Origin of the sequence: Fervidobacterium pennivorans (genome assembly GCF_001644665.1) — a bacterium.
In the GTDB taxonomy this organism is placed as follows: Bacteria; Thermotogota; Thermotogae; order Thermotogales; family Fervidobacteriaceae; genus Fervidobacterium; species Fervidobacterium ngatamarikiense.
In genome coordinates this window covers 276410-290963 of the sequence record NZ_CP011393.1, presented here as the reverse complement: position 1 = coordinate 290963, position 14554 = coordinate 276410, and the positions used below count along the sequence as shown (strand labels likewise).

Annotated in this window: 12 protein-coding genes and 1 pseudogene; all 13 read left to right on the top strand. The window is 40.1% G+C overall.

What is annotated here, in order from left to right:
- Nucleotides 1-28 precede the first annotated feature (28 nt).
- The 13 genes and pseudogenes from JM64_RS01370 to JM64_RS01310 all read left to right on the top strand — a co-directional run bounded on the left by JM64_RS01370 (nt 29) and on the right by JM64_RS01310 (nt 14513).
- Nucleotides 29-355: a hypothetical protein gene (locus JM64_RS01370; protein WP_064011176.1), complete on the top strand. Its 327-nt coding sequence runs from the start codon at nt 29-31 to the stop codon at nt 353-355.
- Nucleotides 352-840: a hypothetical protein gene (locus tag JM64_RS01365; RefSeq protein ID WP_064011175.1), complete on the top strand. Its 489-nt coding sequence runs from the start codon at nt 352-354 to the stop codon at nt 838-840. Before JM64_RS01370 ends, JM64_RS01365 begins: the two co-directional genes overlap by 4 nt.
- Nucleotides 819-1658, top strand: coding sequence for a hypothetical protein (locus tag JM64_RS01360; RefSeq protein WP_064011174.1), 840 nt, complete (start codon nt 819-821; stop codon nt 1656-1658). Before JM64_RS01365 ends, JM64_RS01360 begins: the two co-directional genes overlap by 22 nt.
- A 180-nt stretch (nt 1659-1838) precedes the next feature.
- The gene (gene rsxC / locus JM64_RS01355; RefSeq protein ID WP_064011173.1) at nt 1839-3146 is read left to right on the top strand and encodes an electron transport complex subunit RsxC; all 1308 of its coding nucleotides are present in this window, start codon (nt 1839-1841) and stop codon (nt 3144-3146) included.
- A complete protein-coding gene (locus tag JM64_RS01350) occupies nt 3143-4126 on the top strand; it encodes an RnfABCDGE type electron transport complex subunit D (RefSeq protein WP_064011172.1) in 984 nt (327 codons plus the stop codon). The genes rsxC and JM64_RS01350 overlap by 4 nt, the downstream gene beginning before the upstream one ends.
- Nucleotides 4123-4824, top strand: a complete 702-nt coding sequence (locus JM64_RS01345) for an RnfABCDGE type electron transport complex subunit G (RefSeq protein ID WP_064011171.1) — start codon at nt 4123-4125, stop codon at nt 4822-4824. Before JM64_RS01350 ends, JM64_RS01345 begins: the two co-directional genes overlap by 4 nt.
- The gene (gene rsxE, locus JM64_RS01340; protein ID WP_064011170.1) at nt 4824-5504 is read left to right on the top strand and encodes an electron transport complex subunit RsxE; all 681 of its coding nucleotides are present in this window, start codon (nt 4824-4826) and stop codon (nt 5502-5504) included. Before JM64_RS01345 ends, rsxE begins: the two co-directional genes overlap by 1 nt.
- The gene (locus JM64_RS01335; RefSeq protein WP_064011169.1) at nt 5501-6073 is read left to right on the top strand and encodes an electron transport complex protein RnfA; all 573 of its coding nucleotides are present in this window, start codon (nt 5501-5503) and stop codon (nt 6071-6073) included. Before rsxE ends, JM64_RS01335 begins: the two co-directional genes overlap by 4 nt.
- 167 nt (nt 6074-6240) lie before the next feature.
- A complete protein-coding gene (locus JM64_RS01330; RefSeq protein WP_064011168.1) occupies nt 6241-8325 on the top strand; it encodes a polyribonucleotide nucleotidyltransferase in 2085 nt (694 codons plus the stop codon).
- Nucleotides 8315-9550 (top strand): M16 family metallopeptidase, encoded by a 1236-nt coding sequence (locus JM64_RS01325; protein ID WP_231882414.1) that lies wholly within the window; start codon nt 8315-8317, stop codon nt 9548-9550. Before JM64_RS01330 ends, JM64_RS01325 begins: the two co-directional genes overlap by 11 nt.
- Nucleotides 9551-9574: 24 nt before the next feature.
- Nucleotides 9575-10975, top strand: coding sequence for an ATP-dependent protease ATPase subunit HslU (hslU, locus tag JM64_RS01320; protein ID WP_064011166.1), 1401 nt, complete (start codon nt 9575-9577; stop codon nt 10973-10975).
- Between the two features lie 42 nt (nt 10976-11017).
- Nucleotides 11018-12332: pseudogene (locus tag JM64_RS01315) on the top strand (carbohydrate ABC transporter permease).
- A 21-nt stretch (nt 12333-12353) separates the two neighbouring features.
- The gene (locus JM64_RS01310) at nt 12354-14513 is read left to right on the top strand and encodes a carbohydrate ABC transporter permease (protein WP_082868231.1); all 2160 of its coding nucleotides are present in this window, start codon (nt 12354-12356) and stop codon (nt 14511-14513) included.
- Nucleotides 14514-14554 lie beyond the last annotated feature (41 nt).

Sequence of the window (14554 nt, the reverse complement as noted above, 5' to 3'; positions counted from 1 at the left end):
TATTTGTGAGTACTTCGAGGTGAAGACCGTGGCTGAACCAATCAGCGGGATTCAAAATCAAACGATTATTTTAAGGGTGAGTCATGACAGTTCCCATATGGTTAGTTTGCAACAATACGCTGCGCAAGCAGCTGTTGCACATAGTGCCCAAAGTGTTGAAAGAAAAGCACAAGCTCAGCTTCAAAGTACAACCAATGTGCAAAGCACAGAGCAAAAAAATGTAAAAACAGCCACCGAGGGTAGAAGCCAAGGTGAATATATCGGAACTCAGGCAAGAGGTGGTAAAAAACAAGAAAGAAATGAAAAAGAAATTCTCAGGCAGGATGGAGCCCATCTGTTGGATGTGAGAGTATGATTGGTTACTTAAGTGTAATGAATATAGATGGTAAGCATCTTGGAGGAGTACTGGTTATAAACGATTTAGGTATACCAGTTGAGTTCAAATACTCCGAACCTGTCACACCTACGAAACTCCAGGAAATCATCTATGGGAATTCTCTCGAATACTACCTACACGCAGAAATCATTGCAAAAGGATTGGTTCAGCGCTTGGAGAATAAGCCTGAAGTGATACTTGTCCAAGACCCGACCTTGTTGTTTGATAAGAACACGGTTATGGTAACGTTGTTGCCACAGCCTGTTTCTGAGAAAAGGGAAAGTAACGAAGCGGTTGTTAATTTCAACAACAAGAGTATAAGGATTACATTCCCAGAAAACGCTAAGGTTGATGATAATGTTGTTCAGAAAATTTTAGATTACGCCTCCAAGATTGATATCATGGAACCTTTTGATAGGGTTGAAAAGGCGCTGAAATACGTATGCGAATCGCAAGAGAAATAATTGAAACACTACGGATGGAACTCGGGTTTTTGAAATACAAAAGTCCCGATGTTTCGGTCGAAACGGTGTTTCACAGTATCGAAGTGACTTTTCCAACAAAGGTAGAAGGTTTTGAATTCGATGCCCCAGCTATACATGATCTGCACTCTTCATTTGATGTTTCATACAAAGATTATTCCTTCCCACAGGAAAATGAGAACTTTGTTTTTAAAGACATAAAAGATTCAATAGAACAAAATATTGAGGGTTTTTGCTTGAGCGAGCATAACCTGACGGTAAGTTCATTTGATGGTTTAAATTCTCTAAATTCAAACAGTTCCACGATAGTTTTCAATGAAGCACAGAATTTTCGTTTTGCTATTAATGAATTAAACGTAGCGGACGTTGAGATATTAAATCCTGATGTACATATCTCAAAAGTGGAAAGCGTAGAAGTTTTAGGAAACGACCTAACGATTAATGGGTTAGGGTTTAAAACTCCAAGGCAGCTATTCAAAGTAGAGTTCCGAAAGCCAGAAAAATTCCCACCTGTTCTGTCTTCCATCGATTATGTACCTGCCCAGTATGTTGAAAAATCTGCCATATTAAATGCCGTTCAAGCCATTAGCTCAAAGTACAATATATCACTTTTGAAGTTCTATGGTTATTATCGAGGCATTCCACTGGATGTTGTTTCTGGTATGAAGATATTGCCGAATAAGAATTTGCGAGTATTTTTCGACTATTCGAAAGTAGAAAGACTAAAACGTAAGCAGGTACTTGAAAGAGATTTCATTGTTTTTAAGTATGAAGATAGATTCGTTTATCATTTGGTTTAAGAAAATTCATATAAATTAGACAAAAATTCTCTTTTAAAAACTTGCAAAAAGGGTATATAATATCATTGAGTGGGTTTCATTTAACCTACCTTTTTTTGTTGTATCTTATAGATTCTCCACGGAATGTAAGAAAAATGTTTGACATTGATTTTTTATTTCCTTCACTGGGAGGTGTGGTGAGTGAAGTTGTTAACGTTTAAAGGAGGAGTCCATCCACCTGAAAAGAAGTTAACAGAGCACGAAAAGATTCAAAAAGCACCACTGCCAGAAAAAGTTGTTGTGCTCATGGCACAACACACAGGTGCACCAGCAAAGGTTGTTGTGGAAGTTGGCCAGCAAGTGAAAACAGGGCAGGTTATTGGGGAACCACAGGGTCCTGTTTCCGCTTATGTGCACTCTCCTGTTACAGGGACTGTGACAAACGTAGCAAAAATCAACAGTGCAGTCCACGGTATGGCTGTCGAAGCTGTAACTATCGAAAGAACGGGAGAGGATGAGTGGGAATTACTACCTAAACTGGATTGGACAACGGTCACAAAAGAAGAGCTTATCGAGCAAATCAAAAAAGCAGGTGTTGTTGGACTTGGTGGAGCGATGTTCCCGACACATGTGAAACTGAACCCTTCAAAACCCGTTGATACACTCATAATAAACGGAGCGGAGTGCGAGCCATATCTTACTATTGACCACAGAGTAATGCTTGAGATGGATGAAGAGCTCTTAGAAGGCATTGAGATTACCAAGAAGATTTTAGGTGTCAAAGAAGTTTACATAGGCATCGAGTACAACAAGAAGGATGCCATTGAACATCTTGAGAGGAAATGGAAAGGGAAGGTAAAGGTTGCAGCGTTGAAAACAAAATATCCTCAGGGTGCTGAAAAACAATTGATAAAGGCGATTACTGGCAGGGAAGTGCCAAGTGGTGGTTTACCAATGGATGTTGGTGTAGTTGTGCAAAATGTCAGTACGATGGTTGCGATAAAACAGGCAGTTGTAGATGGGAGACCACTCGTTGAGCGTGGAATGACACTAACTGGTGATGGTGTGAACAGGAAGGGGAATTGGTGGGTTAGAATAGGAACCCCGATTTCGTGGATTATTGAAAGACTGGGAGATGGGTTTGCCGAAGGTTACAACGAATTAAAAGTGTTAATGGGCGGACCAATGATGGGTATACCAGTTCCAAATTTGGATACACCTCTTTTAAAAGGAAATAACGGTATTACCGTTATACCGGAACAAAAACGTGAAAGTACGAACTGTATCAGGTGTTCTTACTGTGTCCATGTGTGTCCAATGAACCTACAGCCTTATTTGCTTGATTTGCTTGCAAGAAAGAAAAAATACGATGAAGCGGCAGCTATCGGTTTGCTTGATTGTATTGAATGTGGTTCTTGTACTTACATCTGTCCAGCTAACGTTGAACACGTCAAGTCGATAAAGCTCGCAAAGAAAGTCTACCGCACACTGCGAGGTGGTAAGAAATGAAGAATGTAAAGTTACTCACAACATCGGCACCACATGTAAGAACGCAAGATTCGACAAGGAAGATAATGATAGATGTGTTAATTGCTTTAGCCCCAGCCACCATTGCAGCTACATTTTTCTTTGGGTTGTACGCATTAATATTATCTATTCTTGGTATGATTAGTGCTGAACTGATTGAATTTTTTATAATGAGAGTTTTGAGGAAAGACAAAAATTTTGTCCCAAATGGTAGTGCTGCAGTCACAGGGTTGTTGCTCGCTTTGAACGTCAGTGTGGCAACACCTTGGTGGGTGCTACTCATAGGTGTGGTCTTTGCTATTGCTATTGTGAAGCACGCATTCGGTGGACTAGGTCAGAATATCTTCAACCCAGCACTCGCAGCAAGGGTATTCTTGCTTGTTTCTTTTCCGACCTTCATGACAACATGGTATAAGCCAATAGCATCGTTCGGTGGGTGGTATACAGACGCACAAACAACTGCAACACCACTTGCGATATTGAAATTACAGGGATTCAGCAAGGTTATGGAGAGCACGAATTACCTTGATTTGGCTTTTGGAAACGTTGGTGGATGTATAGGTGAAACAAGTGCTATTCTTCTGTTTATAGGTTTCCTCTATTTGGTTTTTAGAGGGAGAATTAAGGTAGTCATTCCAGCTACCTATATTGGTAGCGTGTTACTCATCGCCTCGATATTCTACACTATCAATCCAGAAAGGTTTGGTTCACCTATCTTCCACGTTTTGGCGGGTGGGTTGATGCTTGGTGCTCTCTTCATGGCAACGGATATGGTAACCAGTCCAATGACACTTAAGGGACAAGCTATATTTGGCCTTGGTTGTGGTGTTGTAACAATGCTTATCAGATATTTCGGAGGTTATCCGGAAGGTGTTTCCTTGTCTATACTTCTTATGAACGCCCTTGTTCCCATAATCGATAGACACACACAGCCAAGGGTTTTTGGGAGGCGAAAAGCATGAAAGAGAATAGGCGTGAAATGCTGAAGATGAGTATCACGTTGATGGTTTACACGTTAATTGCGGGGATTGCACTTGGTCTGGTTTACACAATTACGAAGGATAGAATAGCCGAAGCGGAACTTGCGAACGTTATATCTTCCATGGAGAGTTTGCTAACTGATGAGAACGGGAATACCATTGTGAGTATTGATGAGATAAAAAAAATCGTGCTTTCAAAAAGGAACGAAATGGGTAATGTATTGTTCACCGACAATGTAGGAACAGTGATATCTCCTGTGTATGAGTTTGAAACAGATAGTGCAAAGTATTATCTGCTAACCGGTTACGCGGTTGGTTACGGCGGAAACGTTGTAACGATGGCAGCATTCAAGCTTGATAAAACCACAGGTGAATTGTCGTTAAAAGCTATTAAAGTACTTGATTACTCGCAAGAAACCCCGGGACTTGGTGCGAAAATAGCCGACCCCAATGTGCAGAAGAGGTTCTTCCCGATACCAGAGACAGGACTTAAAAATGGATTGAAGGTTGATAAGGATGCAGGGAAACAAGGGATTGATCCAGAAGAGGCAAAACAAGAAGGGGTTGTAAAGGTATCTGATGTGATGACTGGTGCAACCATCACTCCAAGGGCAGTTGTGAGTTCCTTAAATGTGATGTACAAGTTCCTTAAAGAAAAGTATCTCGGGGGTGAAAAGTAATGGCCTCTAAGATTTCAGAATTCACTAAGGGGATAATAAAGGAGAACCCAACATACGTTCAGGTTCTTGGAATGTGTCCGACACTTGCGACAACAACGAGTGCAAAAAATGGTTTTGGAATGGGATTAGCAGCAACAGCGGTGCTTGTTATGTCAAATATAGTCATATCTGCCATTAGGAAAACTGTGCCAGAAAAGATAAGGATTCCAATCTTCATCACGGTAATTGCAACTTTTGTTACCATCGTGGATTTGGTAATGCATGCGTTCACGTATGATTTGTGGAAAACCTTGGGGCTTTTCATACCTCTCATAGTCGTTAACTGTATCATTATGGGACGGGCGGAAGCATACGCTTCCAAACACTCAGTTGTTGATTCTTTGCTCGATGGCTTGGGTATGGGGGTTGGTTTCACACTTAGCCTCACGCTTCTTGGCAGTATAAGGGAACTTTTTGGGAACGGGACGATTTTTGATATCAAAGTCTGGGGCAAGGCGTTCAATATGTTCGTTATGATTCTTCCACCAGGTGCTTATCTGACTCTCGGACTCTTAGCAGCACTCTTTGCCGCAATTTCAATTAATCGCCAAGAAAAGGCAAAGAAAATAGCCCAAGCACAACAATCACAACAAACTCAACAGGTTCAACAGACTCAGCAAAGGGTGGGTGAGGCGAAATGAAATTATTCTTGATTTTGCTATCCGCAATGCTTGTCAATAATTACGTGTTTGTTAGGTTCTTAGGGATTTGTCCATTCTTAGGTGTTTCGAAGAAAACCTCAACTGCCATTGGAATGGGACTTGCAGTTATATTCGTATTGGTTATGTCTTCCGCTATTTCTTGGGGACTCGATTTGTTACTCATAAAACTCCAATTGGAGTTTCTAAGGACTATAGTTTTCATACTTGTTATTGCAACGTTTGTTCAGTTCGTTGAAGCGTTCCTGAAAAAGAATAACCCTTCACTTTACGAAGCATTGGGTATTTACCTACCTTTGATAACAACAAACTGTATCATCTTGGGTATCGCAATAGTGAATAGCTTGTCAAAATATACTTTCTTTGAGGCTATTTTTAACGCACTTGGAGCAGGTCTTGGATTTTTGCTGGCGCTGGTTATCTTTTCAGGTATCAGGGAAAGACTAGAACTTTACGATGTGCCAAGGCCGTTCCTTAATCTTCCGATATCGATGATAACAGCTTCTCTACTTTCACTTGCTTTTATGGGATTCCAAGGTATGATAAAATAAAAACAACTTTGAAATTGAGTAACAAAGAAAGAAGTTCCGGTTTCACGGGACTTCTTTCTTTTGTTTGGGTGTGTTTTATGATTCAAAAATTTTTAAATCTGTGATAAAATAATATGATTGAAAGAAAAATTGAAAATATGAATAGAGAAAAAACCGGAGGTGGAGCTATGTCAGTTCGAGAGTGGCGAAAGGTATTATTTGGAAAGGAGTGGGTGTTTCAACACGGAAAGGTAGCGAAGCAATCAGCAGGTTCAATTTGGGCAAGATTTGGTGATAGTGTTGTCCTTGCAACAGCAAACGTTTCGGACAACGTAGTTGAAGGTATCGATTTTGTCCCGTTAACAGTAGAGTATATGGAGAAGTTCTACGCAGCAGGTAAGATTCCTGGTGGTTTTATCAAACGAGAAGGTAAACCTTCGGAAAGCGGGATACTTTCCTCAAGACTTATAGACAGACCAATAAGACCCCTCTTCCCAAAAACGCTAAGAAATGAAGTTCAAGTTATTGTGACGGTGCTTTCGGTAGACCCGGATTGTCCAACTGATGTGCTTGGTATATCTGCTGCGTCGTTGGCTTTGAATATTTCAAAAATACCGTTCGATGGCATTGTTGCAGGTGTCCAGGTTGGTTACGTGGATGGGCAGTTCATTGTCTTTCCAACAGCTGAACAACTTGAAAGAAGTAAGATAGATATAGTTGTTGCGGGTACAAAAGACGCGATTACCATGGTCGAAGGTGAAGCGAAAGAAGTTACCGAAGATGAGATGCTACAAGCTCTCATGGTTGCCCATGAAGCTATCAAAGAAATTGTAGCGTTCCAGGAAGAAATTATCAAGGAATTCAATGTGGAGAAAATGCCTTTACCAGAGCCAAAGTACAATGTTGAACTTGTTGAAAAATTTGCGGAATATGTGGATATGAACGAATTAGAAAAGAGGATTTTCGCACGTGGTAAGCAAGAACGTGTGGAGTTGGCTGATGAATACTATGAAAGCATCGTGCAAAAATTCTTTGAGGAGAACAACATAAGCGAGGAAGAACAAGAAGAATACAAACTGCCGTTGAAGGAAAAATATGATGAGCTATCCAAAAAGCTTATGAGAAAGATAATAATCGAGCGTGGTCTTAGGGCTGATGGAAGAGGACCAAAGGATATAAGACCCATCAGTTGTGAGGTAGGGCTACTTCCAAGAACACACGGTTCCGCACTCTTCACAAGGGGTGAGACCCAAAGCCTTGGTATTGTGACACTCGGTTCGCCAGCGGAAGAACAAATAATTGACACTTTGATTGAAGAAGGCACGAAGAGGTTTATGCTGCATTATAACTTCCCACCGTTTTCCACAGGTGAAGTGAAACCGTTGAGACTGAGCAGAAGAGAAATAGGTCACGGGCACCTTGCAGAAAGGGCGGTTAAAGCTGTTATACCTTCGGAAGACGAATTTCCGTACGTTATAAGGGTTGTTTCGGAAATCCTTGAATCCAACGGCTCTTCGTCGATGGCAACAGTATGTTCTGCTTCGCTTGCCTTGATGGATGCCGGGGTTCCTATCAAAAAGCACGTTGCAGGTGTTGCGATGGGTTTGATTCTTGAAGGAGATAAATCGGTCATATTAACAGATATTATAGGACTTGAGGACCACTGGGGTGATATGGACTTCAAGGTCGCAGGAACAAGAGATGGAATAACGGCATTCCAAATGGATTGTAAGGTTTCCGGCGTTAGCGAAGACTTACTTAGAGCAGCACTTTACCAGGCAAAAGAGGCAAGGATGTTCATACTTGATAAGCTATACGAGACGATTTCTGAACCACGAAAAGAACTCTCACCTTATGCACCAAGGATTAAATGGTTCTACATTGACCCAACCAGGAGTGGTGAACTTATAGGACCTGGTGGAAAAGTGATTAAGTCCATTATAAAGATGTTCGATGTTGAGATATCTATAGATGATGAAACAGGAAAGGTCACAGTCAGCGGTGTAGATCCAGAAAAGGTGCAGGGAGCAATTGATTACATCCAAAATATGTTCCGTGATATCTCGGTTGGGGATATTTACGATGGTAAGATAACAAGAGTTGAGAATTACGGCATCTTCGTAGAAATCGCACCAGGTAAGATAGGTTTGGCACATGCCTCTAAATTGGGGAATGTGAAGCCTACATCTTTCAAAGTTGGAGATAGGGTGAAAGTAGAAGTTATAAGCATAGACGAAATTGGAAGGTTCCAACTTAGGAGGGTTGAAGAATAGGCATATGGTTAAACTCGGAGAAAACATCTACTATTACGAAATACCAGGTGTTAGGTCAGCGACAATTGCTTTTATCGTTGGAAGTGGTCCGGTCTATGAACCGGACCATTTACTCGGAATTTCCCATTTTATTGAACATACGGTCTTCCGTAAGACAAAGAAAAGGACATTAAAAGAAATAAAATTCCCCATAGAGCAGGTTGGCGGGCTGTTAAATGCCTGGACTGACAAAGAGGATACGGTTTATTATGCAAAGGTTCCTTCTTCATTTTTCAAAACCGCATTCAATATACTAAGGGAAATTGTTTTTGAACCGGAGTTCACAGAGAGAAACGTTGAACTTGAAAGAAAGATAATCCTTCAGGAATACTACTCCGACTTGGAAATACCAGAACAGAGGTTGTTTAACAAATTCTTCGAAGAACTTATCGATGGTCCGCATTCTAAATCTATAATTGGAACGGAAGAAACGATAAAGAATATCAAAAAGGAAGACTTGGAACAGTTTCACGCGGAGATGTATTCACCGTACAATGTGAAACTTGTCATTGCTGGTCATGTTGACGAAAAGGATTTAAAAGTTGTTAAAGGGATGAATTTAGTAGAAGGCTTCAAGACAGCAAAGCAAAGTTCAAAGCTCAAAACAGGTATTGTTTGTGACAAATTCAAAGAAACGCAGCAAGTTCATCTTCTATTTGCTCACGATGGGATACCATTGGTCGATGAGGAGAATATTTACGCATCGATGGTTCTTAAGACATTACTTGGTAGCGGTATGAGTTCTGTTTTGTTTGAACAAATAAGAGAAAGAAAGGCTCTTGTTTATGATATCAGCGTATCGCATTTGCAGGGCAAAGAATGGGGAGTTTTCTTGATATATGCAGCGACTTCTTTTGAGAATGTTCTAAGACTAGTTGATGAACTCTACTCACTCTTTAAGAATTTCAAACTCACGAAAAAGGTTTTTGACTATGGGAAAAAGCGTTTACTTGGATATCTTGAACTTTTGACTGAGAGCACGTCATCACTTATCTCACTTTACACCCAGTATTTGGCAAATGACATTCCAGTTAAGAGTGTAGATGAAATTATAGAACGTGTAAGGGCAGTTAGTGAGAAAGACGTGGAGCGAGTTTTCGAAAAGATGATTTCAGGTCAATGGTCACTTGCGTATGTAACCCCTGAAGAGGAATTGGAAGTTGAACTACAAAACATTTATGTTTAATCACTATCATTGGAGGTGCTTTCAATGAGCAACTTTTCAAATCAGACAAGTTTTGACAATCTGACGCCCCGCCAAATTGTTGCAGAACTTGATAAGTACATCATAGGACAGTATGAAGCAAAAAAGGCAGTTGCTATAGCAATAAGAAACAGAATTAGAAGACAAAAGTTACCTGAAGAATGGAGAAAGGAGGTAATACCAAAAAATATCTTGCTCATAGGACCAACAGGTGTTGGTAAGACAGAGATTGCAAGAAGGTTAGCACAATTATCTGGTTCACCGTTTTTAAAAGTCGAAGCGACAAAGTTCACGGAAGTTGGTTACGTTGGTAAGAACGTAGATTCAATGATAAGGGATTTGGTCGAAATAGCTGTTAATATGGTCAAACAGGAAAAGATAAAAGAAGTTGAACCAAAGGTGAAAGATTTGGTTGAGGAGCGGATATTGGAAGCTTTGGTTCCGAGTAAAAAACAAAATATACCCTTTGCAAATATATTCGGTTTTCAAGCGGCATTCCAAGGTCAGCAAGAACAACCGGAAGAAGTTGATATTCGCAGAAAGCGAGCAGAATTAAGGGAAAAGCTTAGAAACGGTGAATTGGAAGACATGGAAATAGAAATAGACGTTGAGGTCAGCCAGCCAGGTGTTGGGTTTATCGGCATGCCAGATATGGAGGACATGGGTATCGATTTTTCTCAGATTCTTGGAAACATACTACCAAAGCAGAAGAAAAAGAGAAGAATGAAGATTTCAGAAGCAAGAAGAATACTCACCCCTATAGAATCCGAAAAACTCATCGATATGGATGAGGTCATTCAAAAAGCACTCACGTTGGCGCAAGAAAGAGGAATCATATTCATCGACGAACTTGATAAGATAGCGGCAACAGGCCAAGGGCACGGACCAGATGTATCAAGGCAAGGGGTTCAAAGAGACTTACTTCCAATTGTTGAGGGAACAACTGTTACAACAAGGTACGGACCAGTTAGAACGGATTACATTCTTTTCATAGGTGCTGGTGCGTTTCATATGTCCAAACCTTCAGATTTGATTCCTGAACTTCAGGGTAGGTTCCCGATAAGGGTAGAACTGGAACCTCTCAAAGAAGAAGATTTCGTAAGAATACTCACAGAGCCAGAAAACGCTCTATTAAAACAATATAAAGCGCTTCTTTATACGGAAGGAGTAGAGCTTGATTTTACTGACGATGCAATAAGTGAGATTGCAAAGATAGCATACAAACTGAACGAGAAGATGGAGAATATAGGAGCAAGAAGGCTTTACACGGTAGTTGAAAAGCTTTTGGAAGATATCATGTTTGAAGCACCTGAAGTAGAAAAGAGGATAGTCATAGACAAAGATTACGTTACCAAAAAGCTTGGAAGTATAGTGGAAGACGAAAACGCAGCTGCGTACATTCTCTAATGCTAAATTTAGATATTTGAGGGGTGGAGTTTGATGGTGCGTGTGAAACCAAGCCGTGTTAGGGAGAGTTTGTTAGCGTATTTATTTTTACTACCCTCGCTGATAGTGCTAAGTATCTTCACGTTCTGGCCCATCGGTTTTTCTTTTGTCTTAAGCTTTTTTAAGTGGGACTTTAGGAACATGAAGAACCCATACTTTTATGGACTTGGCAACTACAAGGAGATTTTGAAATTCGATTATCCCGTGAAGTTCCCATTTTACAAAGGGGTGATTTACAGTGCACTTTACATTTTATTATCTGTCCTGTTGTTACTTGTAATATTTACTATAGCTGAGATGTTGGGAAAAAGGAAACTGGACCGGAAAAAAGTGATTTTCGTTGCTGTGTATGGAATATTGCTTGTTGCTTATGGAATTTCAAAGGCTGATCTTAATATGGGTAAATTGTTGATTTTTCTTTTAGTCTCAGCTGGACTTCTTACTTGGGTCTGGCGCGGTAAGATAGTTAGTTCTAAGTTGCTATCAGACCACGCATGGCTTGGCTTTGCCATATGGCTTGTTACTTATGTTCTTTTTGAATTTAGATTCACAGCGGGGGTTAATGGTCAAAGCTATGGAATTGTTGATTTTCTCATCGATGCGTCGGAGAAGAATTTGTTCTTTAAAGCTTTAGTGAACACTACTTACTACGTGATTCTCACGGTTCCTATTGGTTTGAGTCTGGCTCTGCTTATCGCACTTCTTTTGAACAGTATAGAGAAGTTCAAAGCTTTCTTCAGAACGGTTTTTTTCATACCATTTGTCACCTCAGTTGTTGCAGTCTCACTTATCTGGAAATGGATTTTTAACGATGAGGTGGGGTTACTCAATTACATACTTGTCTCTATGGGCTTACAACCCGTAAAGTGGTTAAAAGATGCGAAATGGACAATACCAACGGTTAGTATAGTCTCAATATGGCGACATGTCGGATACAATGCCATGATTTTTTTTGGCTGGTTTACAGAATATCGATACGTTCTATTATGAAGCTGCGGAAGTTGATGGGGCGAACAGTATGCAAAAGTTCTTGAAGATTACTTGGCCACTGCTCTCGCCAACAACATTCTTCCTGTTGATAGTTTCTGTCATAGGTGCGTTCAAGGTCTTCCAAGAGGTCTTCACTTTGTACGATGGATTACCTGGACCATACGGAAACAGTGGTATGACGATGGTTTATTACGTCTTCGATTTGTTCTATCGTCAACAAAGGATGGGTATCGCAAGTGCGGCGGCATATCTGTTATTCTTGGTAATTCTGGTCTTCACATTCATCCAATACAGAGTCGGCGACAAGGTCGTCGAATACGTTAGTTGACGCGATGAGGGGGAGCAGAATATGAAAGAATTGAAAAAGCTCTTAATTTACGTGCTTTTAGCGATTGGCTCAATTATCATGATAGCTCCGTTTGCATGGATGATAGTAACTTCTTTTAAATTACCGTCGGAAGTTAATTCGTGGCCCCCGAAGTGGACTACCAGGTCCTTTGCATTTAGTAGAGATGTAAAGGTTATTCCTTCAACTGGAACTGTATCGACCGTGAAAGGCTTGAGTTTAAGGGAAGCTTTAGCATTCATTGCAAAGAAGAGCGCAGGATTGAATTTAAACGTTAACGATGACCCGTTTTACAGAGGGACCTTGACGATTCCGTTTAAGGGTGCGAAGTATTCAAAAGGAGTATCTCAAGAGGAATTTAGTAGTTTCCTTTCGCAGGTATCAATTCCAAGTGATTTCAATGCTGATACAAGTAACCCTGAGCAGTTTTTTGAAAATGTCTTTTTGTTTTATAAAACCGGTGCTAATCCGTTCTTTAGGAGAGATGTTTTTGTCGAAGGTCTGGTAGGTTCACTTGAATCACTATCTGATACAATAGACACGATTTCTACCTTTGGAATTGACAGAATTACTGACGAAACCGAAAAATCAACATTTGAAAAGTTCTTAGAGGATGTTGTGAAGAATATCGAGATGGTTAAGGCAGAGATTAACAAATATAAGGCAGGGACAGAAATAGTTCTTAGTGATGAGGAAATTAACGCGATAAGAGACATTTTGAGCAGATACAACTTTGTTTATTCTGGGACTAATGAGGTAAGTGAGAATTACAATACCACTGTTAAGAACACCATAGGAAAATACTTAGAAAACATAGATTTCTATGTGAAAGTTAAGGCGTACTTTTCCGAAATTCAAGATGAGCAAGCTGAAACTGACATAGTTGCCGTTCCTCTTAGTAAGCAAGAGCGTATTAATTTGCTGATAAACCGCGTTCAGGACTTTAAAGATAAAGATTTGCTTGTCGAAATAGTAAAGAACACATCGTTAAAGGACGTTGTGGAAGAATTTGCTAAGAGGCTTGATGATGAAGTCGTAAAGAAATTCAAGATAAATACACAGGATTTGGCATCTCTTAAGACACTTCTGGGCAACTTGATAAATATCGCTGGAGAAAACGGCTTGGATTCACAAACTTTGCTAAATGATTCTTACGACGCTTTCATCAAAGCAATAGAGTCCAAAGTAGGCTTTAACCTTTCTTATTCAGCTACAAGGTCAAAGCTTGATGCGTATGCCGAAGAAATTCAAAATGCTAAAGAAGTTTTCAGAACGATTGCACTTAACTCTCTAGAATTACAATCTTTGAGAGCTATATATGAACAGACAGTTTATGCTTGGCGGGTTGTATCAGCTCCAAGTTTTGTTAAAGACGTGTTGGTGAAGGAAGGTAAGACGATAGAAATCCTTCTTGAGGATGTTCACCCAGTGTACTTTGTTGACGATGGAATCAAAACTGTTCATGTTAAGTTCAGCACTGGTGATGTGTTCAAAAATGTATTTCAGAATTACGTGAATGCTTGGAACGCTGCTCCGTTTGGAAGGTACTACTTCAACACTGTTTTTATTGCAACAGTAACGACCATTTTGGAAATCGTAATTTCTGCAATGGCAGCGTATGCGTTTTCTTGGATGAACTTTCCAGGAAAAGGTCTGTTATTTAGTATATTCCTTGCAACGATGATGGTGCCAGGTGAAGTCTTGCTTGTTCCAAACTTTATCACGATAACAAAATTTGGATGGATAGATACATACTACGCACTTATAGTTCCGTGGGTCGTTAGTGTCTTTTCGATATTCTTGATGCGGCAACATTTCATGAGTATACCATCGGAACTATTTGATGCTGCGAAAATCGATGGCTCATCACATTGGAGATTTTTGTGGCAGATAGTTGTTCCTCTCAGCAAACCTGTGATTATAACAAGTGCCCTCTTAAAATTTGTTGGTAGCTGGAACGCGTTTTTGTGGGTACTAATTGTTACGAACAGCCCGAAGTACAGAACACTCACAGTTGGATTGCAATCGTTCAGCTCGGAAGTTGGAACACTCTACAACTTACTTATGGCAGCAGCAACGTTCAGTATACTCCCAGTTGTGATTATATTCCTCTTTGCACAAAAATACTTCGTCAGAGGTATTGCAAGAACCGGTTTAAAATAATTTTCAGGCAAACAAAAATAATCGAAAATTCAAAAACAACA

Excerpts from the sequence above, each read along its gene's own strand:
- hslU (WP_064011166.1), top strand. The coding sequence starts at position 9,575 with ATGAGCAACTTTTCAAATCAGACAAGTTTTGACAATCTGACGCCCCGC.
- rsxE (WP_064011170.1), top strand. The coding sequence starts at position 4,824 with ATGGCCTCTAAGATTTCAGAATTCACTAAGGGGATAATAAAGGAGAAC.
- JM64_RS01350 (WP_064011172.1), top strand. The coding sequence starts at position 3,143 with ATGAAGAATGTAAAGTTACTCACAACATCGGCACCACATGTAAGAACG.
- JM64_RS01365 (WP_064011175.1), top strand. The coding sequence starts at position 352 with ATGATTGGTTACTTAAGTGTAATGAATATAGATGGTAAGCATCTTGGA.
- JM64_RS01360 (WP_064011174.1), top strand. The coding sequence starts at position 819 with ATGCGAATCGCAAGAGAAATAATTGAAACACTACGGATGGAACTCGGG.
- JM64_RS01335 (WP_064011169.1), top strand. The coding sequence starts at position 5,501 with ATGAAATTATTCTTGATTTTGCTATCCGCAATGCTTGTCAATAATTAC.
- JM64_RS01345 (WP_064011171.1), top strand. The coding sequence starts at position 4,123 with ATGAAAGAGAATAGGCGTGAAATGCTGAAGATGAGTATCACGTTGATG.
- JM64_RS01310 (WP_082868231.1), top strand. The coding sequence starts at position 12,354 with ATGAAAGAATTGAAAAAGCTCTTAATTTACGTGCTTTTAGCGATTGGC.
- JM64_RS01330 (WP_064011168.1), top strand. The coding sequence starts at position 6,241 with ATGTCAGTTCGAGAGTGGCGAAAGGTATTATTTGGAAAGGAGTGGGTG.